This window comes from Roseibium aggregatum IAM 12614 (assembly GCF_000168975.1).
Taxonomy (GTDB): domain Bacteria; phylum Pseudomonadota; class Alphaproteobacteria; order Rhizobiales; family Stappiaceae; genus Roseibium; species Roseibium aggregatum.
In genome coordinates this window covers 56654-81034 of sequence record NZ_AAUW01000026.1, presented here as the reverse complement: position 1 = coordinate 81034, position 24381 = coordinate 56654, and the positions used below count along the sequence as shown (strand labels likewise).

23 protein-coding genes are annotated in these 24381 nt (G+C 61.2%); 17 read left to right on the top strand and 6 right to left on the bottom strand.

Features of this window, described 5'->3' with window-relative positions; all coding sequences use genetic code 11:
* Position 1: 1 nt before the first annotated feature.
* The 4 genes from metF to SIAM614_RS27185 all read left to right on the top strand — a co-directional run bounded on the left by metF (position 2) and on the right by SIAM614_RS27185 (position 5553).
* Positions 2-916: a methylenetetrahydrofolate reductase [NAD(P)H] gene (metF, locus tag SIAM614_RS27200; protein ID WP_006939535.1), complete on the top strand. Its 915-nt coding sequence runs from the start codon at positions 2-4 to the stop codon at positions 914-916.
* Between the two features lie 183 nt (positions 917-1099).
* Positions 1100-1384 carry a hypothetical protein gene (locus SIAM614_RS27195; RefSeq protein ID WP_006939534.1) on the top strand — a complete coding sequence of 95 codons (285 nt, stop codon included), beginning with the start codon at positions 1100-1102 and terminating at the stop codon, positions 1382-1384.
* Between the two features lie 78 nt (positions 1385-1462).
* Positions 1463-5191, top strand: a complete 3729-nt coding sequence (metH, locus tag SIAM614_RS27190; protein ID WP_006939533.1) for a methionine synthase — start codon at positions 1463-1465, stop codon at positions 5189-5191.
* A 218-nt stretch (positions 5192-5409) separates the two neighbouring features.
* Positions 5410-5553, top strand: coding sequence for a hypothetical protein (locus SIAM614_RS27185; protein WP_157140120.1), 144 nt, complete (start codon positions 5410-5412; stop codon positions 5551-5553).
* 132 nt (positions 5554-5685) lie between these two features.
* Here the strand turns inward: SIAM614_RS27185 and SIAM614_RS27180 are convergent, their stop codons facing one another.
* Together SIAM614_RS27180 and SIAM614_RS27175 are read right to left on the bottom strand one after the other, a co-directional pair.
* Positions 5686-6327 carry a LysE family translocator gene (locus SIAM614_RS27180; RefSeq protein ID WP_006939531.1) on the bottom strand — a complete coding sequence of 214 codons (642 nt, stop codon included), beginning with the start codon at positions 6325-6327 and terminating at the stop codon, positions 5686-5688.
* 122 nt (positions 6328-6449) lie between these two features.
* Positions 6450-7136: an ArsR/SmtB family transcription factor gene (locus SIAM614_RS27175; protein WP_006939530.1), complete on the bottom strand. Its 687-nt coding sequence runs from the start codon at positions 7134-7136 to the stop codon at positions 6450-6452.
* A gap of 92 nt (positions 7137-7228) precedes the next feature.
* Between SIAM614_RS27175 and SIAM614_RS27170 the strand changes: the two genes are divergently transcribed.
* The 5 genes from SIAM614_RS27170 (at position 7229) to SIAM614_RS27150 (ending at position 10686) form a co-directional block, all read left to right on the top strand.
* The gene (locus SIAM614_RS27170) at positions 7229-7561 is read left to right on the top strand and encodes an NIPSNAP family protein (protein WP_040441295.1); all 333 of its coding nucleotides are present in this window, start codon (positions 7229-7231) and stop codon (positions 7559-7561) included.
* Positions 7558-7902 carry an antibiotic biosynthesis monooxygenase family protein gene (locus tag SIAM614_RS27165; protein ID WP_006939528.1) on the top strand — a complete coding sequence of 115 codons (345 nt, stop codon included), beginning with the start codon at positions 7558-7560 and terminating at the stop codon, positions 7900-7902. Before SIAM614_RS27170 ends, SIAM614_RS27165 begins: the two co-directional genes overlap by 4 nt.
* A gap of 10 nt (positions 7903-7912) precedes the next feature.
* Positions 7913-8833: a DMT family transporter gene (locus SIAM614_RS27160; protein WP_006939527.1), complete on the top strand. Its 921-nt coding sequence runs from the start codon at positions 7913-7915 to the stop codon at positions 8831-8833.
* Between the two features lie 75 nt (positions 8834-8908).
* The gene (locus SIAM614_RS27155) at positions 8909-9331 is read left to right on the top strand and encodes a (R)-mandelonitrile lyase (protein WP_006939526.1); all 423 of its coding nucleotides are present in this window, start codon (positions 8909-8911) and stop codon (positions 9329-9331) included.
* A 212-nt stretch (positions 9332-9543) separates the two neighbouring features.
* Entirely contained in the window at positions 9544-10686 is a 1143-nt protein-coding gene (locus SIAM614_RS27150; protein ID WP_006939525.1) for an FAD-dependent oxidoreductase, read from the top strand.
* Between the two features lie 6 nt (positions 10687-10692).
* Here SIAM614_RS27150 and SIAM614_RS27145 read toward each other — a convergent pair whose 3' ends face one another.
* Positions 10693-12141 (bottom strand): ATP-binding protein, encoded by a 1449-nt coding sequence (locus SIAM614_RS27145; protein ID WP_006939524.1) that lies wholly within the window; start codon positions 12139-12141, stop codon positions 10693-10695.
* Positions 12138-12866, bottom strand: a complete 729-nt coding sequence (locus SIAM614_RS27140; RefSeq protein WP_040441281.1) for a response regulator — start codon at positions 12864-12866, stop codon at positions 12138-12140. Before SIAM614_RS27140 ends, SIAM614_RS27145 begins: the two co-directional genes overlap by 4 nt.
* Before the next feature lie 234 nt (positions 12867-13100).
* Here SIAM614_RS27140 and SIAM614_RS27135 point away from each other — a divergent pair, with 234 nt between their 5' ends.
* The 3 genes from SIAM614_RS27135 (at position 13101) to SIAM614_RS27125 (ending at position 16137) form a co-directional block, all read left to right on the top strand.
* The gene (locus SIAM614_RS27135) at positions 13101-14285 is read left to right on the top strand and encodes an EF-hand domain-containing protein (protein WP_006939522.1); all 1185 of its coding nucleotides are present in this window, start codon (positions 13101-13103) and stop codon (positions 14283-14285) included.
* Positions 14286-14475: 190 nt separating this feature from the next.
* The gene (locus SIAM614_RS27130; protein ID WP_006939521.1) at positions 14476-15474 is read left to right on the top strand and encodes a hypothetical protein; all 999 of its coding nucleotides are present in this window, start codon (positions 14476-14478) and stop codon (positions 15472-15474) included.
* Between the two features lie 195 nt (positions 15475-15669).
* Entirely contained in the window at positions 15670-16137 is a 468-nt protein-coding gene (locus SIAM614_RS27125) for a GFA family protein (protein WP_040441292.1), read from the top strand.
* Between the two features lie 13 nt (positions 16138-16150).
* Here the strand turns inward: SIAM614_RS27125 and SIAM614_RS27120 are convergent, their stop codons facing one another.
* Both SIAM614_RS27120 and SIAM614_RS27115 read right to left on the bottom strand, forming a co-directional pair.
* Positions 16151-16528: a VOC family protein gene (locus SIAM614_RS27120; protein ID WP_006939519.1), complete on the bottom strand. Its 378-nt coding sequence runs from the start codon at positions 16526-16528 to the stop codon at positions 16151-16153.
* Positions 16529-16660: 132 nt separating this feature from the next.
* Positions 16661-17569: an ABC transporter substrate-binding protein gene (locus SIAM614_RS27115; RefSeq protein ID WP_006939518.1), complete on the bottom strand. Its 909-nt coding sequence runs from the start codon at positions 17567-17569 to the stop codon at positions 16661-16663.
* A gap of 95 nt (positions 17570-17664) precedes the next feature.
* On the opposite strand from SIAM614_RS27115, the gene SIAM614_RS27110 reads away from it, so the two are divergent.
* The 5 genes from SIAM614_RS27110 to SIAM614_RS27090 are packed head-to-tail and all read left to right on the top strand — an operon-like array spanning position 17665 to position 24361.
* Positions 17665-18654 (top strand): FecCD family ABC transporter permease, encoded by a 990-nt coding sequence (locus SIAM614_RS27110; RefSeq protein ID WP_006939517.1) that lies wholly within the window; start codon positions 17665-17667, stop codon positions 18652-18654.
* Complete coding sequence (locus SIAM614_RS27105) at positions 18651-19673, top strand: FecCD family ABC transporter permease (protein WP_006939516.1); 1023 nt, start codon at positions 18651-18653, stop codon at positions 19671-19673. The genes SIAM614_RS27110 and SIAM614_RS27105 overlap by 4 nt, the downstream gene beginning before the upstream one ends.
* Positions 19666-20508, top strand: coding sequence for an ABC transporter ATP-binding protein (locus tag SIAM614_RS27100; RefSeq protein ID WP_006939515.1), 843 nt, complete (start codon positions 19666-19668; stop codon positions 20506-20508). The genes SIAM614_RS27105 and SIAM614_RS27100 overlap by 8 nt, the downstream gene beginning before the upstream one ends.
* A gap of 41 nt (positions 20509-20549) precedes the next feature.
* The gene (xrtT, locus tag SIAM614_RS27095; RefSeq protein WP_006939514.1) at positions 20550-22046 is read left to right on the top strand and encodes an exosortase T; all 1497 of its coding nucleotides are present in this window, start codon (positions 20550-20552) and stop codon (positions 22044-22046) included.
* Positions 22043-24361 carry a VIT and vWA domain-containing protein gene (locus tag SIAM614_RS27090; RefSeq protein WP_006939513.1) on the top strand — a complete coding sequence of 773 codons (2319 nt, stop codon included), beginning with the start codon at positions 22043-22045 and terminating at the stop codon, positions 24359-24361. Before xrtT ends, SIAM614_RS27090 begins: the two co-directional genes overlap by 4 nt.
* The last annotated feature ends 20 nt before the right edge of the window (positions 24362-24381 follow it).

Genomic DNA, 24381 nt, shown 5'->3' with positions numbered 1-24381 from the left:
CATGACAGCCTTTTCCAACCGCCGGTCTCATCAGGCCGCACCGTCGCCGATCACGGCTTCGTTCGAGTTTTTTCCGCCGAAGTCCGACAAGATGGCCGAGACGCTGTGGCAGACGGTGCAGCGGCTGGCGCCGCTCAGCCCGTCCTTCGTGTCCGTCACCTATGGCGCCGGCGGCTCTACCCGTGAGCGCACGCACCGCACCGTCGAACGGATCCTGAAGGAAACCGAGCTCGCACCGGCCGCGCATCTGACCTGTGTGGGTGCAGCGCGCAGTGAAATCGATACGATCGTCAAGGATTATTGGGATCTGGGTGTGCGCCATCTGGTGGCGCTGCGCGGCGACCCGCTCGACGGCATCGGCTCGCGCTATGTGCCTCACCCGGAAGGTTATGCCTATGCCTCCGATCTGGTGGAAGGCGTCAAGAAGATCGCCAATTTCGATATTTCCGTTTCCGGTTATCCGGAAAGACACCCGGAAAGCGGTAACTGGCAGAAAGAGATCGACAATCTGAAGCGCAAGGTCGATGCTGGGGCAGACCGGATCATCACCCAGTACTTCTTCGACAACGACCTGTTCGACGATTACCTGGATCGGATTGCGGCTGCCGGCATCAACATTCCGGTGATCCCGGGCATTCTGCCGATCCACAATTTCGAACAGACGATGGTGTTTTCCGCCAAATGCGGAACGTCCATTCCGCAGTGGCTGGCCCGGCGCTTTGCCGGTCTGTCCAATGACCCGGAAACCCGGAAGCTGGTCGGCGTTTCGGTTGCCTGCGAACAGGTGATGGACCTTGTCGACCGCGGCATCAACGACTTCCACTTCTACACCATGAACCGGGCCGACCTGACGTTCGCCATCTGTCACATGCTGGGCATGGGCAAGCCGGAAACCAAGGAAACCCTCGCAGCCTGAGGGACGCGAGGCAACCGGGCCGGGGACTGAACCGAGCTGGCGTTTTTTGAATGAGAGCGGGTTCCCCCACCCCTGGTCCTTTGCCCGTCATTGGGTCGGGGTCGGGGGGGCATCCGCGCAGCCGAGACAAGCTGCAGTGTTCGGAACAGGAATGGTCGGAAACAAAGCGGGAAGCGGAGCGAGATGATCAAGTTAAGCACTGCCGATGCCATTGAAACGACCGCTTATGCGGTGCTGCGGGAGAAGGGGTTCGAGCTTCATGTCGTTGACATGGGCGCGGACAAAAATCGTCTGATCGTCGCTTCAGACAAGGACCATGAGTTCCGAGGCCATTCGGCGCTCGAAATTCTGGGGCTGCTGGCCGTCTATGAGGCCCGCGGCGACGACTGGCACCCGACCGATGACGACGTTCACAGCCGCACCAAGTTCTGGGACGCCTCCTACAACGATACCGATCGCGATAGCTGACGCGCTGTCCGGTCGCCAATTTGAAATCGCGCCGGCCAGAGCCGGCCAAACCAACAGATATTTCCGGAAGGAAACCCCGTGATCAAGTCAGACGCCTTCGAGCGCCTCCGTGACCTCGCCAAGACCCGTATTCTCGTCCTTGACGGTGCCATGGGCACGGAAATCCAGCTTCTGAAACTGGACGAAGCGGCCTATCGCGGCGACCGCTTCAAGGACTGGCCGAGCGACATCAAGGGCAACAACGATCTTCTGAGCCTGACCCAGCCGGACGCGATCCGAAAGATCCATGTCGACTATCTGGAAGCCGGTGCCGACATCGTCGAGACCAACACCTTCTCCTCCACGACGATTGCCCAGGCCGATTACGGCATGGAAGAGCTGGCCTATGAGCTGAACTTCGAGAGTGCGAAACTCGCGCGCGAAGCCTGCGACAAGGTCATGGCGCAGGATCCTTCGCGGCCGCGCTTCGTGGCCGGTGCCCTCGGCCCGACCAACCGGACGGCATCGATCTCGCCAGATGTGAACAATCCGGGCTACCGCGCTGTTTCCTTTGACGATCTTCGCATCGCCTACGCCGAAGCCACACGCGGGCTCATTGCCGGTGGCGCGGATATCATCCTGGTTGAAACCATCTTCGATACGCTGAATGCCAAGGCGGCCTTGTTTGCCGTTGATGAGGTCTTCGAGGAAACCGGCAAGATCCTGCCGGTGATGATTTCCGGTACGATCACCGACCTTTCGGGCCGGACGCTTTCCGGTCAGACGCCGGAAGCCTTCTGGAATTCTGTCCGCCACACGAACCCGCTGACCATCGGCCTGAACTGCGCACTTGGCGCCAAGGAAATGCGCGCCCATGTGGACGAACTCGGCCGTGTTGCCGACACACTTGTCTGCGCCTATCCGAACGCCGGGCTGCCGAACGAATTCGGCGAATATGACGAGAGCCCGGAACATATGGCGGGCCTGATCGAGGAATTCGCCTCCGCCGGTCTCGTCAATGTTGTCGGCGGCTGCTGCGGCACCACGCCTGCGCACATCAAGGCGATCGCCGAGGCTGTTTCGGACAAGAAACCGCGCGAGATACCGGAAATCGACGTTCACATGCGTCTGTCCGGCCTGGAGCCGTTCGTGGTGACGAAGGAGACCAACTTCGTCAACGTCGGCGAACGGACCAACGTCACCGGCTCGGCCAGGTTCCGCAAGCTGATCAAGGAGGGTGACTACCCGACCGCGCTCGAGGTTGCCCGCCAGCAGGTGGAAAACGGCGCACAGATCATCGACATCAATATGGACGAAGGCCTGCTCGATTCCGAGGAAGCCATGGTCACGTTCCTGAACCTGGTGGCCGCCGAGCCGGATATCGCCAAGGTGCCGATCATGATCGACAGTTCCAAGTGGACGGTCATCGAAGCGGGTCTCAAGTGCATTCAGGGCAAGGGTGTCGTGAACTCCATCTCGATGAAGGAAGGTGAAGAAGCCTTTATCGAGCAGGCGAAGAAAGTCCGCCGTTACGGCGCCGCGGTCGTCGTCATGGCCTTCGATGAGAAGGGGCAGGCGGACACTTTCGAGCGCAAGACCGAGATCTGTGCGCGCTCCTACAAGATCCTGACCGAAAAGGTCGGCTTTCCGCCGGAAGACATCATTTTCGACCCGAACATCTTCGCTGTTGCCACAGGCATCGAGGAACACAATAACTACGGCGTGGACTTCATCGAGGCGACCGGCTGGATCCGCGAGAACCTGCCGCACGCCCATGTGTCGGGCGGCGTGTCGAACCTGTCGTTCTCGTTCCGCGGCAATGAAGCCGTGCGCGAGGCAATGCACTCTGTCTTCCTTTACCACGCCATCAAGCGCGGCATGGACATGGGCATCGTCAACGCCGGCCAGCTTGCGGTCTACAACGATCTGGAAACCGAGCTGCGCGAGCTTTGCGAGGACGTCGTCCTCAACCGGCGAAAGGACAGCACCGACCGGATGCTGGAAGCGGCCGAGCGCTGGAAAGGCGAGGGCGGAAAGAAAAGGGAAGCCGATCTCACCTGGCGCACCTTGGGTGTTGCCAAGCGCCTGGAACACGCGCTCGTTCACGGCATTGCCGATTACGTGGAAGAAGACACAGAGGAAGCCCGCCAGGCCTTCGACCGGCCTCTTCATGTGATCGAAGGCCCGCTGATGGACGGCATGAATGTGGTCGGCGACCTCTTCGGCTCCGGTCAGATGTTCCTGCCGCAAGTGGTCAAGTCTGCCCGCGTCATGAAGAAGGCGGTCGCCTATCTGATGCCGTTCATGGAAAAGGAAAAGGAAGAACTGGGCCAGACGGGTCATTCTTCCGCCGGCAAGATCCTGATGGCGACGGTGAAGGGCGATGTGCACGACATCGGCAAGAACATCGTCGGCGTCGTGCTTCAGTGCAACAACTTCGAGGTGATCGATCTCGGCGTCATGGTGCCGGCAGCGAAGATCCTCGATACCGCGCGTCAGGAAAAGGTCGACATGATCGGGCTGTCCGGCCTGATCACGCCGTCGCTGGACGAAATGTGCCACGTTGCCGCCGAACTGGAACGTGAAGGGCTCGACGTGCCGCTTCTGATCGGCGGGGCGACCACGTCCAAGATCCATACGGCGGTGAAGATCCACCCGAACTATGCCCGCGGACAGGCAATCTATGTCACCGATGCGGGCCGGGCTGTCGGTGTTGCCTCCAAGCTGATGAGCGAAGGCGGCCGCGCGCCATATTATGCCGATGTGCGCGCCGAATATGCAGATATTGCCGAGAAACATGCGGCCGGCCGGGGTGCGCAGCAGCGCACCTCGCTGAAAGCCGCGCGGGACAACGCCTTCAAGGCAGACTTCCAGGGCAAGCAGCCGGTGGCGCCGAAAAAACCGGGGACGACCGTCTTTGACGCGTTCCCGCTGGAAGAGCTCGTACCGTTCATCGACTGGACGCCCTTCTTCTCCACATGGGAGATCAAGGGCCGTTATCCGGCGGTGCTGACTGACAATCGCTATGGCCCGGCCGCAAGGGCGCTTTTCGACGATGCCCGGCGCATGCTGGACGAGATCGTGGAGAAGAAGCTGCTGACGGCACGCGGGGTCGCGAGCCTGTGGCCGGCCAACGCGGTTGGCGATGACGTGCGTGTCTTCACCGATGAGAGCCGCAGCGATACGCTGGCGACCTTCCACACGCTGCGTCAGCAGATGACACGGAGCGCGGGCGGCCGCGCCAATATCGCTCTCAGCGATTTCGTTGCGCCTGTGGACAGCGGAATTTCCGACTGGATCGGCGGTTTTGCGGTGACGGCCGGTCATGGCGAGGACGAGCTGGCGGCACGGTACGCCAGGGAGTCGGACGACTACAACAAGATCCTCTCCCAGGCTCTGGCGGACCGTCTGGCGGAAGCCTTCGCCGAGAAGCTGCACCAGATCGTGCGGACGGAGCTTTGGGGCTATGCGGCGGATGAGAGCCTGTCCATCGAGGACATCATCGCGGAAAAATACCAGGGCATTCGCCCGGCGCCGGGCTATCCGGCCCAGCCGGACCATACGGAAAAGGATACATTGTTCCAGCTGCTCGACGCTGAACGCCTGACCGGCATTCAGTTGACCGAGAGCAAGGCCATGCTGCCGGGCTCTTCCGTTTCCGGGCTCTACTTCGGCCATGCGGACAGCCACTACTTCGGCGTTGGCAAGATCGAAAAGGACCAGGTCGAGGATTACGCCGCACGCAAAGGTTGGGACCTGGCTTATGCCGAACGCTGGCTGGCTCCGATTCTCAATTACGACCCGGCCCGGATGGTCGCCGCCGAGTAATTTCGAAGCCTGTTTCCAGTTTGAAAACGATAGCCTCCCGCGTGCCGCATGCGGGAGGCTATTTAATTTCTGCAACGAATTAAATGACGTAAGAAAAATAACGCAAATTTTTGAGAATATGCACATTGTGCGCTCTTGTAATGTGCACGCAGTGCGCTAACATATGCTCTATCAGGTGAGTGCCGATCAAGGTTCTGCGCACACCAAAGGAGAAAAACATGACTGTGCAAATTGCCAAGATAATGCTGGTTCAGCATCGCCAGGACTACAACCGGGACCGCCTTGCGTGGTTGCCGTCACGGCTTTACCGCTCCTGGCGTGAAGCTCTGCCTAAGGTTCAGGAGACCATTCGGTCTCTTTGAGCTGGGCCGCACCCCGAATTTGGCCCCAAGAAGCAAGAACAAGATCACCGGGCGCCTCGTTAGCCCCAGGCGTCTGCCCACACTTCAAGAAAAGCCCGGCTTCGGCCGGGCTTTTTGTTTGTTGGCGGGGGATCAGGTTCTGCTGAGAAGGAGCTTCACGCCGGCAAAGGCGAAGAAGCATCCGAGCAAGGTCTGAATACCGCGACGGGCCTTGCCGTAGATCCTCACCATGAACGGGGTCGAGAATGCCAGCGCGTAGAGCATGTGGATTGCGGTGGACAGGAGGAAGGTCCCCAGGACGATGACCACGGCGACCCATCCAGGTGCCCCAGGCTGCAGGCCGAGCGAGATGACGGCGATCCAGGCCAGTGCGGCCTTCGGGTTGGTCATCTGAATAACGTATCCGCGGATCAGGTAACCGGCAGGGGAGCGCCTGCCGCCGGCAAGTTCCCGTGCGCTGGTATCCTGAGCGGAGCGGGCTGCCCGGAACGCCTTGAAGGCCAGCCAGAGCAGATAGAACCCTCCGGCGATCTTGATTGCCGTCAAGGCCGAAGCATAAGCCCCCAGCAGGGCGGAGAGCCCGAGCACCGTAAGGGTCGCCCACGTGAGCGACCCGAAGGCAACACCGAACGCCAGTGCGAGGCCGGACGTACGTCCAACGCTCATCGACGTTCCCATGACCGCGAGAACATTCGGGCCCGGGCTGAGAATTCCCAAGAGAAAGGCGGAATAGGCGAGAAGGATTCCAGGCAGATACGTCGAATACGGGTCCATTGCGATCTCCTTGAACGTTCATGGCGATCATAGGGAGCGAATGCAGGTAATTGCTTCGGTGATGGTCGAACTATGTGGGTCGGAAGGCACCACCCTCTGCCCGAGTTGCCTGTGGCCGCTCCCTAAACCTGAAACAGCTTCTTCAGCTCAGCCTCGCCTTTCGGCGAAACATGCACGATCCGACTGGAGGGTTCCTGGCGCAGCCAGCCGCTGTCGGTGAAGCGGGTGAGAAGCGCGGCACCCAAACCGCCAGCCAGATGGTTGCGCCGTTCGCTCCAGTCCAGGCATGCGCGACACAAAGGACGGCGGCTTGCAGAGAGCGTATCCAGATCAATGCCGATGCTTGAAACGAAGCCGGCCCCGTCGTCTGTCAGGGCGATGCCGCCCTTGTCCGTCGAGACGGCGAGGAACCCGCGCTTCTGCAGGCTGTCGAAAATGCGCACCGCCATATCGCCGGCCAGATGGTCGTAGCACACGCGGGCAGCCCGCATCTGCGGGTCTCTGGGGCCGGTACGCGTGCGCAGATGGCCCTTGCGGGCGGCAAGGCCCATGACGGCTTCCAGCACGGCCCCGACCTCCGGGCCTGCCAGGGTGAAATAGCGGTGCCGGCCCTGTTTGGCCTGGGTCAGCAAGCCGCCTTCCATCAGTTTCTTTAAGTGCGAGCTGGCCGTCTGGCCGGTGATGCCGGCTTCGGTTGCCAGTTCCGTCGCTGTCAGGGCCTTGCCGCTCAAAAGCGCACACAGGATGTTGGCGCGGGCCGGGTCGCCCATCAAGGCGCCGATGCGCGCAATGTCCGGTCCATCCTTCATCAGTCGCTCTCCATGGTTCGATCCGTGTCGAAGCATTGCAGACATGGGCCGTGTCACACAAGGCCATCGACACTAGCCTGAAGGAGATTTCGGTGATTACCTGTTTCATCCGCTATCACATCGACCCGACGAAAAAAGCAGCCTTTGAGCAATATGCCCGGAACTGGGGGCAGGCGATCCCGCGGTGCGGTGCGGATCTGATCGGCTATTTCGCCCCTCATGAAGGGTCGACAACGCTCGCATATGGCGTCTATTCCATCGAAAATCTTGCCGCCTATGAAGCCTATAGGGCGCGGCTTGCCGCGGATCTGCTGGGGCAGGAGAACTACGCCTTTGCCATGCAGGAAAAATTCATCTTGCGGGAAGACCGCACGTTTCTGAAACTGGCCTCCGCACCGCATGCCCTGGGAGAGAAACTCAAATGATTGCCGTCATCTTCGAAGTGATCCCGCATGCGGACAAGAAGCAGGCCTATCTGGACATGGCCGCCGAGATGAGGCCCCTGGTCGAACAGGTCGACGGGTTCCTGTCCGTCGAGCGGTTCCAGAGCCTCACCAATCCGGAAAAACTGCTTTCGGTATCCTTCTTCCGGGACGAAGCCGCGCTGAACGAGTGGCGTCAGTTGACCCAGCATCGCAAGGCACAGCGTGCCGGGCGGAACAGCTATTTCAAGGACTACCGGCTGCGCGTGGCGCAGGTGCTGCGCGACTATGGCATGGAGGAACGCGACGAAGCGCCTGCCGACAGCCGCGACGCGAACGGTTGAGCAGTCAGCCATGCCAAACAGATCGATCGAACTGGCGCTGCTGGGCGTGCTCGCCCTGCTCTGGGGCTCGTCCTACATGTGGATCAGCCTGGCGCTGCCATCCTTTCCCCCGGCGACGCTGATTGCCATCCGCGTGTTGCTTGCAGCGCTGGTGCTGCTGGCGATCATGGCCGCAAGGGGCATTCGCCTGCCGCTCGACCGGCGGAACTGGAAACAATTCTTCATCCAGTCACTGGTCAACAGTACGGGCCCCTGGCTGATGCTGGCCTGGGGGCAGCAATATGCCGGAACGGCGGTCTCCAGCGTGTTGAATTCAACCTCGCCGCTGTGGGTGTTCGTCTTTTCGTTTGTGTTGCTGAACCGGGGCGAAAGGCCAGGCACCCGGCAACTGACCGGTGCCTTGTTCGGTTTCGCCGGCATCGTGCTGATCGTCGGTGTCGGTGCGCTTGAGGATATCGGCAGGAACCTCGTGCCGCAGCTCGTTGTCCTGTTCGGCGCCGCGCTCTATGGCATCGCCGCCCTGCGTGGCCCGGTTTTTGCCGGGGTGCCGCCCATCGTGACGGCCGCCGGAACGCTCATCTGCGCGTCGGCCGTGCTTGTTCCGGGAAGCCTCGTCATCGACCGGCCCTGGCAGTTGACGCCGGATGCAACGGGTGTCGTCGCCGTGCTGACACTCTCCATTGCCTGCACCGCACTGGCCTTCCTGATCTACTTTCGTCTTTTGAACACGCTCGGCGCAATGGGAACAGCCAGTCAGGCCTATCTGCGCTCCGGTGTTGGCGTGTTCCTCGGCGTGGTATTTCTTTCAGAGACGCTGGATCTGGAAACCTTTGCCGGAATATGCCTTGCCATTTTCGGGGTTGTTCTGATCAACTGGCCACGTGCGGCGAAACGGCACGACGTTTCGGCTCCAGTACCTGCCTCCAAATGACATGGGTATCCGGCCGGCAGGAAACTGGACGGCCCAGCCCGCGCGCATGGTGGCAGAGAGTTGCGAGGAGGTGTCATGAGTGTCCTGACCGTTTTTGAGGCCGGTTCCCGGCCGTCACGACGTGCAAACCCGGACTATTTTACAGGAACGGTCTGGCAGGATCCGGTGATCGAGGCTCCCGCGCCTGCGCGGGTGCGTGCGCTGCAGGTCACATTCGAACCCGGTGCGCGTACCAATTGGCACACGCATCCTCTCGGGCAGACCCTTCAGGTGCTGCAAGGAGCAGGCTTCGTACATCTGTGGGGACAGGAAAAGCTGTCGATCCTGCCGGGTGATGTCATCTGGATCCCGCCGGGCGTCAAGCATTGGCATGGCGCCGGGCCAAATACGTCGCTAGTCCATCTGGCCATTCAGGAAGAGCTGGATGGATCAACGGCGGAGTGGCTGGAGCCGGTTGACGAGGCGACTTATGCCGGCGGCATTCAGGCACGGCGCTGAGGAAATCCAGCCGAGGTTTTCCCGGTTGCCGCAAATCGGCGCCGTCGCTTTTCGGCGTATGGCGTGATTGAACGGCTTCCCAAAAAGATCCCCTGACACCTTATTTTGAAGCAGGGGACAGGCAATGCGGGGCCTGCAAGACACACCGCATATTGTGCTGGCATGCAGACTCTGGTCAAAAAGGATGTTTCTTTTCGTAAAGTGATTGCCGGATGAACATAGCCATTGTCGGAGCCGGGATCGGAGGTCTGGCCACAGCCATTCTTCTGGAGCGTCTCGGTCACCGGATTTCCCTCTTTGAGCAGTTCCGCAAACCTGTTCCCATCGGTTCGGGCCTGATGATCCAGCCCGTGGGTCTGGAAGTGCTGAAAATGGCGGGGGTCGCGGACTCGGTCCTGAAACACGCGACGCCGGTGAAGCGGGTGCTCGGCAGGTCGGCGCAGACAGGACGGCGGGTTCTCGACGTCGACTATGGTGCGGTTCCGGGGCTTGGCATTCACAGGGCCGCGCTGTTTTCCGCGCTTTATGAAAAGGTGCTGACGCGCGCGCTTTACTGGCACACGGATTGCCGCATAACCGGTCATGAAGACGGCAAGCTCCGCTTTGGCGATGGCCGTTTTTCTGAGACCTTCGATCTGGTCATCGATGCGTCCGGTGCGAATTCGGTTCTGTCGCCTCTCCAGGCCCGGCCGCTGTCCTTCGGGGCAATCTGGGGAACGGTCGACTGGGTTTCGGACAGTTTGCCGGAGGATCACCTTTCCCAGCGCTATCGCCGGGCCGACTGCATGATCGGGGTGTTACCGGTGGGGCTCGTCCCGGGGCAGGTTCGGCGGAAGGGGGCGTTCTTCTGGTCTCTTCGCCAGGATTCCTATGAAGACTGGCTCAAAGGCGGGCTGCCGGCCTGGAAGGACGAGGCCTTGGCGCTCTGGCCCGAGGCCGGCCCGTTTCTGGAGCAGATCACCGACCCGGAGCAGATGACGATGGCACGTTACAGCCATGGCACCTTGCGCCAACCCTGGGGAGACAGGATTGCCTTCGTCGGCGATGCTGCGCACCGAGCAAGTCCGCAGCTCGGGCAGGGGGCCAACATGGCGCTTCTGGATGCAGCGGCCCTGGCGAAGGCGTTGGAAACCTTGCCGCTTGACCAGGCGTTACCTGCCTATGGCAAGGCCAGGCGCTGGCATGTTGGGGTGTATCAGGCTTTCAGCGCGATGTTCACGCCAGCCTATCAAAGCGACAGCAGGTTGCTGCCAGTCCTGCGCGACAACGTGCTGTTTCCGCTCAGCCGCATTCCGCCTGTTCCCTCGGTTCTGTCGCATCTGATTTCAGGAACGCTTGTGCCGCGCGGCATTTGATCCAATCTATTTGCCCGCCCCAAGAGGCAATCGGATATCGGCCTCAAGACCGCCCTCCGGTCGGTTCTTCAAGTCGATCCGGCCGCCGTGGGCATGGATGATCGACCGGGTGATCGCAAGCCCCAGCCCGATGCCGCCGGTTTCATCGTTGCGGGATTCTTCAAGCCGGACAAAAGGTTCGAAGACGTCCTTCAACCTTTCCTCGGGAATGCCCGGGCCTTCGTCCGTAATCCGGATGAGCGCTTCACCGGCGGATCTGGCCGCGTGAACCGAAACCCGATCTCCATAGCGGATGCCGTTTTCGATCAGGTTCCTGAGGGCCCGTTTGAGGGCCATCGGACGGCAGGGCAGCACGATGCGGCCTTCCGTTTCCACGGAACACTGGTGGCCAAGGTCCTGCTGGTCACCTGCAAGTGCCTCCAGAATTGCCCCAAGGTCTGCGTTTTCCGCGTTTTCCGTCTGGGCATCGTCCCGGGTGAAACGCAGCGCAGCTTCGGTCATCGCGGCCATTTCTTCCAGGGTTTCGATCATCTTGTCGCGGTTTTCCTCGTCCTCGATGAACTCAGCCCGAAGGCGCAGCGAGGTGATCGGGGTTCTGAGGTCGTGACTGATGGCGGCCAGCATCCGGGTCCGGTCCCTGACGAAACGGGTCAGGCGGTCCTGCATGTCGTTGAAGGCGCTCGTCAGGGAACGGACTTCGCTCGGTCCGCTGGGCGTCAATGGCTGCTGCTGCTCGCCGCGGCCGAATTTTTCGGCAGCCACGGACAGTTCCTTTAGCGGGCGGGTCACGCGGCGGACGGCAAAGCCGATTATCAGTACCATCAGCAGCACCGTTATCGACAGTTGTACGAGCAAAGGCAGAAAATCCCCAGCGGGCGGGCGGTAGCTGGTGGCGACATTTAGCCAGCGTCCGTCGCTCATCCGGATAGACAGCGACAGGTCTTCCGGCTTGTTCATGATCTTGCGCAGGTTCGAGGGACGTTCGTGCCGGGGCACATCACGCCATCTCGGCGGATCGTCATCATCATCCGCTTCGCGGCCGCGCGGTCCGCGCCTTTCGTCGGCAAGGATATTGAGATGTACGGTCTGGCCGTGTTCCAGCCGGTCGGCCATGTAGCCCTGCAGGCGTCTTTCGAAACGGGATTTACCTGGCGCGGGCGCCAGCGGCGTATCGCCAAGCCAGAAAACCGCGAACCGGCTGCTGCTTGCCACGAGGATCCGGTCCTGCAGGTTTGCGGGCGTGTCTTCCATCAGCTCCGCGAGGGAGACCGCGCGCGACAACAGGTTGTCGCGGGCCGCCGCCACGAGTGCGATGCGCCGCTCGTCCTGGAAGATCCATATACTGAATGCCTGCGCCGCGACGATTGCTGCAAGCAGCAGGATGATGAGCTGCGAGGCGAGGGTGCTCGGCCAGAGACGGGCGAGAATCGGGCGGGGCGTCGGGCTCGTCGTCATTCAGCCGGGTCTTTCACGTCGGCGGTGAACATATAGCCACCACCCCAGACGGTCTTGATCAGCTTGGGGTCCTTCGGGTCGATCTCGATCTTTCGGCGCAGACGGGAAACCTGGTTGTCGATGGACCTGTCGAAGACGGCGGGGGTTCTGCCGGTGGTCAGATCCATGAGCTGATCCCGGTTGAGCACCATTTTCGGACGCTTGAGGAAGGCGCACAGAAGTTGAAATTCACCGCTGGAAAGGGCCACGGACGTGCCTTCGGGATCCAGCAGTTCGCGCCGGGAGACGTTCAGCGACCAGCCGTCGAAATGAAGCCTGTCGTGTTCGATCGGATCGCGCTCCTTCGGCACAAGCGAGGTGCGGCGCAGGACGGCGCGAATGCGTGCCAGCAGTTCGCGGGGGTTGAACGGCTTGGTCACGTAATCGTCGGCACCGATTTCCAGACCGATCACCCGGTCCGTATCGTCCGCCATCGCGGTCAGCAGGATAACGGGCATGGAGCCGGTTTCCACCAGATGGCGGCACAGGGACAGTCCGTCTTCGCCCGGCATCATGATATCGAGCACGACAAGATCGATGGATGCGGCCTTCAGGGTCTTGCGGGCCTGTGCGGCATTTTCCGCCACCGTCGCGCGCAGGCCGTTCTTGATGAGGTAGCGTGCAAGCGTTTCACGGATGTCGCGGTGATCGTCCACCACCAGGATATGCGGGCTTGGATCGCTCAAGGGTCTCTCCAATCTGGCCGGCAAGGGATGCTGTCAATCCGGCCGGCGCTGTGATCCTTCTGTTTCTAGGGCAAAAATAGTCTCAGGAACGCGCTTGTGCGACCGGAACTTGTAACAAAGTGTGTCGCAGTGCCCATCCGGGACACATGGCGACACTTCGGGCCCATTCGGACGGTATTCCTGCGACAATTGCTGCCTACCTTCAGCTCATCAACGAACCAAGGAGTTGTTGGAATGAAACCGTTCAAGAAGATTGCAATTGCCGCCCTGGCTGCGAGCGTCGCGGGAACCGCGCTGACGGCCGGCCTGTCCGCTTCCGCCCAGAACGCGACTGCAAACCAGGACGGGGGGCAACGAATTCAACAGAACGACGGTCCGCGTCTTGCGTTCATGGATGGCCGCGGCGGTCCGGAACAGGGCTTCGGCCGGGGTCATGGCATGCGTGGCGGAAAGCAACGCGCCGAACGCCTGTTCGAACGTTTCGACGTCAACGAAGACGGCGTCATCACCAAGGCGGAAATCGAGGAAGTCCGGACACAGGAATTCGCATCGGCCGATACGGACGGCAATGGCGAGATCAGTCTGGAGGAATTCAAGGCCGCGTTTCTGACCCGTTCCAACGACCGCATGGTCAGGGCGTTCCAGTTCATGGATCGTGACGGCGATGGCACGGTAACCCAGGAAGAAGCGGATCTTCTGGCCAACCGCATGTTCAACATGCTGGACCGTGACGGCAATGGTTCCGTGGAGCGCGTTCGCGGCCCGCGTGGGCCTATGGCGGACGACGACGATCGCGGCCCGCGTGGCCCTATGGCCGGCGATGATGATCGTGGTCCGCGTCGCCCGATGGCCGCTGATGACGATCGCGGTCCGCGCCGCGAAAGGGCGGAGCGGGGCGAGCGCGGTGAACGCGGCGGACGTGGTGACAATGACTGGCGCGATGGCCGCCAGATGGGACGCGGTGGCCCCCATATGGAACGCGGCGGTCATGGCGGCCCGGGTGGCATGTTCCTGGCCATGTTCGACACCGATGCCGACGGCAAGGTGAGCCGTGAGGAATTCGATACCAGGCGCGCAGCGCTGTTCGCACTGGCCGACACGGATCAGAGCGGTTCCTTCACGCTTCAGGATTTCGGTCCGCTGTGGCTCGCGATCAACGAGAACCGTGTCGTTGACATGTTCCAGCGTGCCGATGCCGATGGAAGCCTGGGCATCACTGCCGAAGAACAGAAGAAACATCAGGACCGCATGCTGGAACACGCTGACCGCAACAACGACGGCGTGATCACCAAGGCCGACTTCAGAGGTGGTCGCAAAGGTGGCCACGGCCCGGACAGGGGCATGCACCGGGGTGACGGCTGGAAGCATGGCCGGGGTCCTGGCGAAGGCCAGGGTCCGGGGCAAGGTCGCCGTGGCTGATCTGGCGCTTAAGACCTGCAATCCTCCGGCCTGCTAGCCTGGCCGGAGTGGTTGACCGCCCAAGCGCCCCAATCCCGTGGGCGGGCAACAGAGAAGGGAGCCGTCCCTCGCGGCTCCCTTTTTCAATCTGCTTTAGAGGAACTTCAAGAAATGTCGGCAATAGTCGTTCCGGTTTTTCAAAGGGAACATCATGGCCAAACCGACATTGAACGATTTCGTGACTGCCCGAATTGCGGCGGGACATCTCAGCGAGGACGATGTCATCAACGTACGCCGCTACGTTTACGGCGACATGGCAGTGTCTCTGGAAGAGGGGGAGGCCCTGTTCCGACTGAACAATGCCAACATCAGCTATCACGACACCTGGTTTGAGCTCTTTCCCGAAGCGATCCTCGATATTCTGGTGCATCAGGCTAAGCCTGAAGGCTATGTCTCGGAGGACAAGGCCACCTGGCTGATCGACCAGATTCTGGCCGATGGCCACATCTGCGGCAAAACCGAACTGGACGCGGTGCTGCATGTGCTGGAGAAGGCCCGCGACGTGCCGGAGAAACTGGAGCAATTTGCCCTGCGGGCCGTGGCGGACAGTGTCATAGCCGGCGAAGGCCCGACGCGATCGGGAACACACCTGAAGCCGGGCGTCATCGCCGATGCTGAAGTAGAGCTGCTGCGCCGAGTGCTTTATGCGAGTTCCGGTAGCCGGGGTGTTGCCATTTCCAAGGCTGAAGCCGAAGTCCTGTTCGATCTGAACGATGCCACAGTGGAAGCGGAAAATGCCCCTGCCTGGTCGGAGCTCTTTGCCAAGGCGGTTGCAAATTTCGTGATGGCCATGTCCGGCTTCACGCCACCGCCCCGCAAGATTGCGCTTGAACGGGAAAACTGGCTCGAGCAACCGGGCGGATTTGACGGCGGCCTCGGTGGGTTTTTCAAGAAGATGTTCAGCGGCGGTGTCGGTGGCATTCGAGACGCATATGGCGACAAGCCGGACCCATTTGCCGCTCGTGGAAACGAATTGCTTGCGGAAATCGCTGCCAATGAGGTGGTGACGGAAGAGGAAGCGGCCTGGCTGGTCAACCGCATCGGCCGCGACGGCATATTGCATGAAAACGAAAAGGCGCTGCTGCGCTTCATCCGGGAGGAAAGCCCGAATATTCATCCCGCGCTCATGCCGCTTCTGGAAAAGGTCTGACAGAAAAGCAGACCGGCATCTGTAGCGCCGCCACATTCTGTCCCGGCTTGAGCCGGGGCTTGCCTTATCCGTTTTGTTTCGTGTGGTAGGCAACGCCGAGGCAACTCATTGAAGGGCCCTTGAAAACGGGTCCGTTGCCGTACAAGTTGCGGTTGCCGTTGGCTATAGGGCTAGCTGAACCAGATGGAGCCGGAAATGACACAACAGACTTTTTCACTCAAGGGAACGTGCCGTTGCGGTCACACGAGCTTCGAGATTTCCGCGCAGCCGCTGATCACCTCTGCCTGCCATTGCAGAGGGTGCCAGCAGATGAGTTCCAGCGCCTATTCCCTGACCGCGATCATGCCGGCCGACTCTTTCAAGGTGACGGAAGGAACGCCGGTTAAGGGCGGTTTGCAGGGACCTGAGGCGGAACATTATTTCTGCCCGGACTGCAAGACCTGGATGTTCACGCGCATTCCGGGCTACGACGAAATCGTCAATGTCCGCTCGGTCCTTCTGGAAGACCTTCGCTGGACAGAACCCTTCATGGAAACGATGACTGCCAACAAGTTGCCCTGGGTCGAAACGCCCGCAAGGCACCGCTACGAAGGCTTTCCGCCACCGGCTGACTTCATGAAGCTGATGGGCGAATTCGCCGCCCACCAGCAGGTGACCAGATAGCAGGTCGGTTTGGTCAGATTGCCTCCGCGACGTCGATCCGGTTGCCATCCGGATCGGCGAAGACGAAGGCTCTGAGGCCGTAGTCCTTGTTCTGGAGGCGTTTGACGATGCGCAATCCATGGCGCTCGCAGGCCCGGCAGGCGGCGTCGGCGTCGGACACCATCATGTGGGCCTGATTGAATGACGGAGCCCGGTAGCCTTTCTGGAGTGTCAGGTGCAATTCGGCTTCGTCCTTTTTCAGGATCATGAAGCCAACTGGATCGCCGTTTTCGAACACTTTTTCCAGGCCGAAAATGTCCCGGTAGAGCGCATGGGAACGTTCGATATCACTTACGCCAAGTGTTGCGGCGATGCGGCCGAGCCGCAGCCGCGAGGGAGTGTCGGAGGTCATGGCTTACCCTTCTTTTTTCAATGACGGACAGCAAGGAAGCCGGTCGGTGCCGGTGAGAACCCGCTGATCCGCAATCTCAGGGCGGTGCCTGTGTCGGAACGGCTTCCGCTGGAGCGGAAGCCGGATTGTTTTCTAGTCGAGACCGTAAATGCCGGCAATGTCCTGAAGCATCAGCTTTGCTGCCAGGATGCCACCGGCCGTGTTCCAGATCGCATCGCTGACCTGGTGCACCTTGCCGGCCTTGACGGCGGAAAGGGACTGCCACAGCGGATCGGCAAGCACTTCTTCTTCCAGGGACGTGCCTTTGCCATCGCCATTGTCATAGGTGAAATAGAAGATCCGGTCGCCATCCATGTCCGGAATGCTTTCCTTGCCGGTGCGGATAGCGAATTCTTCCACATTCTGGTTGGCCGGCCGGTGAAAGCCGATGTCTTTCAGAAGCACACCGGAAAAACTGTCGAGCTGATAGATGCGGATCTGGCCGGGAACGAAGCGGATCACCGAGACTTCCTCGTTGAGGTGGTCACCAAGTTTCTCCCGCAGTTCCGAGACAGACGCATCGTAATCGGCGATGGCTGCATCCGCTTCCTGCTCCTTGCCGAGGGCTTCGGCATATAGGCGGAAGTTGATCTTCCAGTCGCCGCGCAATTCCCTGGACATGACGGTCGGCGCGATGGCGGTCAACTGCGGATAGATTTCCTCGTGCCGTTGTTTGTTGGCCAGTATCAGATCCGGCTCGAGGGCCGCGACCAGTTCCAGGTTGATTGCGCTTTCCATGCCGACGGGTTCCGCGCCTTCCATGGCATCGGAAATGTGATCCCACCAGGGATCACCTTGCCAGGAGTTGGCTGCGCCCACTGGCGTTACTCCAAGTTCCAGCAGAGCTTCGGTGCCTTCATTCGTCAGGACGACAATCCGTTTCGGCGCGTCCGGCACCGTGACGGTGCCCATGCTGTCGGTGATGTCGCGGGCAAGAGCGGGGCTTGTCGCGAGCATCGCAAACAGGGGCAAGGCACACAGCAGGCGTGACCAGGTCTTCATTAGAATTCCTCCAAAAAGTTGACTATTTGCCTCCAGTATTAAATCCGTGTATGGACGGGCCGAAGATTTGTCAATCGGAGGAGAGAGGAAGGCGCATGAGGCGGACGGCGATTGCATTGTGTCTGGCGCTGTGTGCGGCTGTCGTCTTCAGTCTGCATGCCGGTTTGACGTTTTATACGCCTCAGACGGTCTTTGCCGCGCTTATGGGGGGCGAGGGCGCCGATGCGCTGATCGTGACGACGCTGCGTCTTCCCAGGACCGCAATCGGCGTGGTTTGCGGGGCTTCGCTCGGTCTGTCCGGCCTGCTGATGCAATCGGTCACGCGCAATCCGCTGGCCGAACCCGGCCTGCTCGGTGTCAATGCGGGCGGTGCGCTGTTCGTGACCTTCGGAGTGACGGTCTTCGGCGTGGCAAGCCTTGCCGGTATCGGCGTTGCGGCGGTGATGGGAGCGCTGGCGGCAACGGCCCTGGTGTTTTCGATTTCAGCGTCCACTGGCGGTGCAGGCAATCCGGCAACCACGTTGCTGGCCGGCTTTACCGTTGCCGCTCTGCTGGCGTCCTTCACGCAAACCTTGCTCCTGATCGATGAAACCGCACTCGAAACGCTGCTGTTCTGGCTGTCGGGCAGCTTTTCCGACCGGCCAATCGGGCTATTGCAACTCGGGGTGCCGCTGCTGCTCATTGGAGCCGTGGGCAGTTTCCTTCTGGCAACGCCTTTGGACGTGCTGCGTCTGGACGATGCCAGTGCCCGGTCGGTCGGGGTCAATGTTGGTGTGGTCAGGCTGGCAGCGCTTGGGCTTGCGGCCCTGCTTGCGGCAGGTGCGGTGGCCATGGCCGGGCCGGTGCTGTTTCTGGGGCTGGTTGCCCCGCATCTGGCGCGCCGCCTGACTGACGGCGCCTTGCCGTCGACACGGCAGTTGATCGTCCTCTCTCTTCTGATGGGAGCCCTGATTGCGGTTCTCGCCGATATTCTGGCGCGCATCATCGTTGCGCCGGGCGAAGCGCCGATGAGTGCCGTTCTTGCGCTCGTCGGTGTGCCGATGCTGATACATCTGCTGCACAGGCGGAAAGGGCTGGCGGCATGATGGCAGGCGTTTCCGCCCTCGTTCGGCTGCTGCCGGTCATGCTGCTCGTGTCTGTGCTGACGCTGGCAGCAACAGGCATCGGCTCCAGCTTCATGCCACCCGATCGCGTGGTGGCAGCCCTAGCCGGGCAGGGCAGCCGCATGGACGAGGTGATCGTCTGGACACTTCGCTTGCCCCGCGTCGCCCTTGCCATACTGGCAGGAGCCGCGCTCGCCCTTGCCGGTGCCTTGCTGCAGCGGGTCGTGCGCAACCCGATGGCATCGCCCTCCGTTCTGGGCATTACCGACGGCGCGGCGGTCGGCGTGGTGCTGTTCTTGTGGCTGTTCTCTGACCAGGCGAACAATCTGACCGTTTCCATTCACTGGCAGCCTCTGGCCGCCATTGCCGGGGCGGCGGCGTTCGGTGCCCTGGTGATTGCGCTTGCTTCTCTTGACCGGGGAAGCAGCAAGCCGCTGAAGATCATCCTGTATGGTATTGCCTTGGCCGCACTCGCCAAGGCAGCGGTCACTCTGCTGATCATTCTGGGCCCGGTCTACCGGGCCAGTCAGGCGCTGACCTGGCTGACGGGCTCTGTCGGAGCTGCGCATTGGCAGGATGTCCTTGCGGTTGGCCTCGGACTTGCCGCGGTCATACCCGTTTTGCTGCTGCAACGGCTCACCATCCGGCAGCTTGTGCTGGATCCGCAAAGTGCGGCCGTGAGCGGACTGTCGCTGGACAGGGCGCAGGTCTGCCTGCTGGCGGTTGCGGTTTTCCTGACAGCCATGGCGACGGCCCATGTCGGTGCCATCGGGTTCGTCGGTCTGGTTGCGCCGCATGTGGCGCGGATCTTTCACGGTCAGTTCCGGTCCGGATATCTGTTTTCCGTGGCTCTGACCGGGAGCTTCCTGGTGCTGGCGGCCGACACGCTTGCCCGGATCATCGCGCCGCCGCTGGAACTGCCCGCAGGCGCCCTGACCGCGCTCGTCGGTGCGCCGCTGTTTCTCTACCTGCTTGTAAAAGGACGGCAATCCCATGCCTGACACTCTGGCCAGTCTCGACCGTGTCAGCGCCGCTTATGATGGTGCTCCTGCGCTGAACGAGGTCTGCCTCGACCTGCCCGATGGCAGGATCATCGCCTTTTGCGGACCAAACGGCAGCGGCAAGTCGACGGCACTCAAAGTGATGCGCGGATTGCACCGGCCGGATGGCGGGACAGTGGAAATCGCGGGCAGGATGCTTGGTGACTGGACACAGAAAGATCTGGCGCGCCAGGTTGCCATGCTATCCCAGTCGCCCGACGCCCCGTCCGACCTTTCCGTCGGCGATCTGGTGCTGATGGGACGGTTCGCCCATCGCAGCCGGTTCGGCGGCCCGTCGGCCGCGGACAGGGCAGCCTGCGACCGGGCACTGGACATCACCGAAATGGCGGACCTGAAAGGCCGGGCGCTGGCGCAACTTTCCGGCGGCCAGCTCCAGCGGGCCTGGGTGGCCATGACACTGGCGCAGGATGCACCGCGGATCTTTCTGGATGAGCCGACCAATCATCTGGACATTGCCCATGCGTTTGAACTGCTGGATCTCGTCATGCACCTGAGCCGCTCCGAGAACCGAAGCTTCGTCATTGTTCTGCATGATCTCAACATGGCCATGCGTTATGCCGATCATGTGGTGTTGTTCGAAAAGGGACGGATTGCAGCCAATGGGCCGACGACAGAGGTCTTGACGGAGGAGATCATCTCTTCCGTCTTTGGGATCGACTGCAGGATCATGCCTCTGGACGGTCTGGAACGACCGGTCATCGTATCCTGGGGCAAAGCCTCCGGGGTGGGCGTTTCCGGGCAGGCGAGCGGCAAAATGCGCAAAATCTGCACATAGGCTGACAAGGGCCTGCAAGCGGGCTTGGCACAACAGGTGCCATGACCCGCCTGGCAAAATCTTCCCCGCCCTCTCTGGCCTTTCTCCTGGCCTCGCTGATCCTTGCCTATGAGCCGCTGCGCTGGCTGATCGGCACCTGGACCGATCCGTCCTATCCATCGACCGGCGCGCTCTATCTGGCCGCGCTGGCGGCTTTGGCGTTCTGGTCGCTGACGAGCCCGGTCCGGCAGAACTCGATTGGCCACAGGCAGATGGCCGTTCTGCTTCTGCTGGGTTCCGCGCTGATCCGGCTTGCAAGCCAGGTTCTGGCGATCAACGTGATCGGCGGAGTGGCGCTGGCAATCGATGTCTTTGCGCTGGCGACCCTGTTGCGAACAGGGGAGAGGCTGCGGGCCGTTTCGCCATTCTGGCTGTCCGTCCTGTTTCTGTTCACGCTGCCGGTCGAGCGCATTCTCCAGAGGCTGCTCGGCTATCCGCTGCAGGAACTGTCGGCAAAACTCTCCTGCGGCGGCCTTGGTCTTTTCTTTTCAGACCTTTCCTGTTCGGGCATCCGGATCGACCTTGCCGGCAAGGACGTTCTGGTGGACCTGCCGTGTTCGGGCACATCCGGGCTGATGCTGGCCATGGCCTTTCTGGTCATCCTGAATGCGCTTTACCGGCCGAACCTGCTGACGGCGGCGCTGTGGACCGGACTTGCACTGGGGCTGAGCCTCATCGGCAATTCCTTGCGCATTTCCTTGCTTGCCGTCGGCATTGCCTATCCAGGAAATGTCTTCGGGGCCGATGTCATGGCGCAGCCGCTGCACGACCTTATCGGCTATGTGACGCTTCTTCTGTCGATGGCTCCGGTGCTGGCTTTCTACAAGCCACGCCCCGCTGAGTGGAGAGCTTCCCGGGCTTTCTTCAATCTGCCGGTCATGTCGCGGCCCATGCGGAAAATGTGCGCTCTGGTGTTCCTGAGCCTTGCCCTTTTCATCGTCAGTCTGCCGCGGCAGGCCCTCGATGTGTCGGCTTCAACCCGGCCGCAACCTCTGCCTTTGACGCTGGCGGGTGAGGTCGGGGTCGACGAAGCCCTGTTGCCCATCGAGGAGCACTATTTCCGTCAATATGGCGGCCAAGCCCAGAAGCGGCGTTACGGGCCGATGGCCCTGACGCTGGTGCATACGTCCTCGCCGCTGCGCCACCTGCATGCGCCGGACGATTGCCTGCGCGGGCTCGGCTTCAACGTGACCTTCCTTGGTTCCCGTTTTGAACCTGTCCCGACAGCGCTCTACCGCGCCCGGTCGGAAACCGGAGGCGACTGGCGGGTTGCCGTCACATTCACATCCAGCACCGGTGAGACGACCCACAACGTCGCCGAGGCGATCTGGCTGTGGCTGAAGCGGCCCGGCACCACCTGGACCAGCATCCAGCGGATCACGCCCTGGACACTGGACGAGCCGCGACGCGCCGCCTTCGAGGCTGCTGCCGGGGCCGCGCTTGATCTCAACACCCGCACGTCCGGCATTGCCCCCGACCAAAAGGAGAAACGCATATGACGTTCCTGTCCAAATTGGCGTCTGCCAGGTCTCTAAAGTTAAATCTGGCAGCACCGCTGGTCATTGTCCTCGGCACGCTTTCAACGCTGCCAGCTTCCGCCGAGCCTGATCTCGACGATCTGTCGGGCACCGTGGTTGCCTCTGCTGGCGGCAAGGAGATCCATCTGCCGCTTCTGAAAGCCGATTACAGGGTCGAGGTTGACGGTGATGTCGCCCACGTGGAGCTGACGCAGACTTTCCTGAACCCGACCAAACTGCCACTCAATGCGACCTACCTGTTTCCACTGAACCAGAAGGCTGCCATCCACGCCATGCGGATGGATCTCGACGGCGAGACCATCGTGGCGCGGATGAAGAAGAAGGAAGATGCCGAAGCAACCTTCGAGAAGGCAAAACGGGAAGGCAAGGCCGCGGCCCTTCTGACGCAGCACCGGCCCAACATGTTTACCCAGGACATCGCCCATCTGATGCCTGGCCGCCCGGTGAAGGTGACGCTGGAATACGCCCAGAGCGTTCCCAAGATCGATGGCGCTTATGAGCTGGTGATGCCGATGGTGGTGGGGCCGCGTTATGAAGGGCCGGGCGCACAAGCCGTCCTCAAGCCGTCGCAGAACCTTGAGGACAAGCGTGGCGCTGAGGATGACGGTCCTGGATATGGCGACATTGAATACCCAAGGGACGGATCTGTCTCTGCTAAACCTGCAGCGTTCACGCACAGCGAAACAGTTTCCGGCTGGCAGATCGACAGGCTTCCGGCCTATCCCAAGGTCATCGGGCAGAACGCTCCAAAGGAAATCGATCCGAAACGGGTGTCGCTGGAGCTTGCTCTCAAGGCACCGATGCCTGTCTCGCGGCTGTCCAGCGATACCCATGCACTGGAGGTTTCCAGCAAGGGCGACATGCAGACAGTCCGCTTCAAGTCCGGCAGGGCCATCGACAACCGGGATTTCGTGTTGCGTTACGAGCTTGCCGCTCAGAGCGATGTCGCCGCCGGAGTCTCGTCCCGGTACGAAGCCGATGGTGGTGGTTATTTTTCGCTGCTGATCGAGCCGCCGAAACTGCCGGCCGAAGACATGATCGGCCAGCGCGAGCTTGTCTTTGTGCTGGATACATCCGGGTCCATGAGCGGTCAGCCGATTGAAGCGAGCAAGACCTTCATGACGGCGGCAATCAAGGCCCTGCGCCCGGATGATTATTTCCGCATTCTCCACTTTTCCAACGACACATCCCAGTTTGCCGGACAGGCTGTTCTGGCGACCGAACGAAACAAGCAGAAGGCCTTGAAGTTCGTGGCAGACCTTTCGGCCGGTGGCGGGACGGAAATCAACCAGGCCGTCAACGCCGCCTTCGACCAGGCGCAGCCGGACAACACCACCCGTATCGTTGTCTTCCTGACCGATGGTTATATCGGTGATGAGGCGACCGTGATCAAAAGTATCGCGAACCGCATCGGCAAGGCGCGCATCTATGCCTTCGGCGTTGGCAACTCGGTCAACCGGTTCCTGCTGGACGCGATGGCCACAGAGGGCAGGGGCTATGCCCGCTATGTCGCTTTGGGAGAAGACGCCGGCGAAGCGGCGGAAGGTCTTGCGGCAAACCTGAAGACGCCGCTACTGACGGACATTTCCATCGACTGGAACGGTCTCAAGGTCGAGGGACAGAGCCCGGCCCGGATTCCGGATCTGTTCGAAGGTGGCTCGGTGCGCGTGATGGGGCGATACACCGCCGGTGGCAGGCACACGATTTTCATCAACGGTCTGGTCAACGGCCATGCAGCCAGGTTGCCGCTTGAAATCGACCTGAAGTCCTCTGTCGATGGCAGTGCGGTTTCCAGCCGGGCCCTGCCATTGATCTGGGCGCGCGAGCAGATTTTCGACAAGGAGCGCGCCTATACGATCGGTGGCAGCACCGACACGCAGCTAAAGCAGGAAATCGTCGATCTGGGCCTGACCTATTCGCTCCAGACCCGGTTTACGTCCTTTGTCGCAGTCTCTGAAAAGGTGGTGAATGGCGCGCCGGCGACAGCCTCTCACCGAAACGTGCCCTTGCCGCAGGTTGCAGGCGTTTCGACCAATGCCTATCCGTCACTGAACCTTTCGGGCAGTTCCGCGCCGGAGCCGGAAGGCATACTGGGTGTCATGTTGGTTCTTCTGGCTGTGGCTGCCCGTTTCCGGCGTCAACTGGCAATTAGCTTCCGCAGATTGCGGGACAGGGTTCGGGGTTTCCGGTCCCGTGGTGAGGAGGCCAAGCCACGTGAGCTGGATCTTGCCTTGCCGCGCACATTGCGCCGCGATGGCTGGTGGCTGGAAACCTGACCCGCGCTTCGCTATTGGTA

Bases quoted from the DNA above. Each gene is read 5' to 3' on its own strand.
- SIAM614_RS27145 (WP_006939524.1), bottom strand. From the start codon at position 12,141: ATGACGACGAGCCCGACGCCCCGCCCGATTCTCGCCCGTCTCTGGCCG.
- metF (WP_006939535.1), top strand. From the start codon at position 2: ATGACAGCCTTTTCCAACCGCCGGTCTCATCAGGCCGCACCGTCGCCG.
- SIAM614_RS27160 (WP_006939527.1), top strand. From the start codon at position 7,913: ATGCCAAACAGATCGATCGAACTGGCGCTGCTGGGCGTGCTCGCCCTG.
- SIAM614_RS27110 (WP_006939517.1), top strand. From the start codon at position 17,665: ATGAGGCGGACGGCGATTGCATTGTGTCTGGCGCTGTGTGCGGCTGTC.
- SIAM614_RS27185 (WP_157140120.1), top strand. From the start codon at position 5,410: ATGACTGTGCAAATTGCCAAGATAATGCTGGTTCAGCATCGCCAGGAC.
- SIAM614_RS27115 (WP_006939518.1), bottom strand. From the start codon at position 17,569: ATGAAGACCTGGTCACGCCTGCTGTGTGCCTTGCCCCTGTTTGCGATG.
- SIAM614_RS27195 (WP_006939534.1), top strand. From the start codon at position 1,100: ATGATCAAGTTAAGCACTGCCGATGCCATTGAAACGACCGCTTATGCG.
- SIAM614_RS27155 (WP_006939526.1), top strand. From the start codon at position 8,909: ATGAGTGTCCTGACCGTTTTTGAGGCCGGTTCCCGGCCGTCACGACGT.
- SIAM614_RS27100 (WP_006939515.1), top strand. From the start codon at position 19,666: ATGCCTGACACTCTGGCCAGTCTCGACCGTGTCAGCGCCGCTTATGAT.
- SIAM614_RS27125 (WP_040441292.1), top strand. From the start codon at position 15,670: ATGACACAACAGACTTTTTCACTCAAGGGAACGTGCCGTTGCGGTCAC.
- SIAM614_RS27130 (WP_006939521.1), top strand. From the start codon at position 14,476: ATGGCCAAACCGACATTGAACGATTTCGTGACTGCCCGAATTGCGGCG.
- SIAM614_RS27135 (WP_006939522.1), top strand. From the start codon at position 13,101: ATGAAACCGTTCAAGAAGATTGCAATTGCCGCCCTGGCTGCGAGCGTC.
- SIAM614_RS27090 (WP_006939513.1), top strand. From the start codon at position 22,043: ATGACGTTCCTGTCCAAATTGGCGTCTGCCAGGTCTCTAAAGTTAAAT.
- xrtT (WP_006939514.1), top strand. From the start codon at position 20,550: ATGACCCGCCTGGCAAAATCTTCCCCGCCCTCTCTGGCCTTTCTCCTG.
- SIAM614_RS27105 (WP_006939516.1), top strand. From the start codon at position 18,651: ATGATGGCAGGCGTTTCCGCCCTCGTTCGGCTGCTGCCGGTCATGCTG.
- SIAM614_RS27180 (WP_006939531.1), bottom strand. From the start codon at position 6,327: ATGGACCCGTATTCGACGTATCTGCCTGGAATCCTTCTCGCCTATTCC.
- SIAM614_RS27175 (WP_006939530.1), bottom strand. From the start codon at position 7,136: ATGAAGGATGGACCGGACATTGCGCGCATCGGCGCCTTGATGGGCGAC.
- SIAM614_RS27150 (WP_006939525.1), top strand. From the start codon at position 9,544: ATGAACATAGCCATTGTCGGAGCCGGGATCGGAGGTCTGGCCACAGCC.
- SIAM614_RS27120 (WP_006939519.1), bottom strand. From the start codon at position 16,528: ATGACCTCCGACACTCCCTCGCGGCTGCGGCTCGGCCGCATCGCCGCA.
- SIAM614_RS27165 (WP_006939528.1), top strand. From the start codon at position 7,558: ATGATTGCCGTCATCTTCGAAGTGATCCCGCATGCGGACAAGAAGCAG.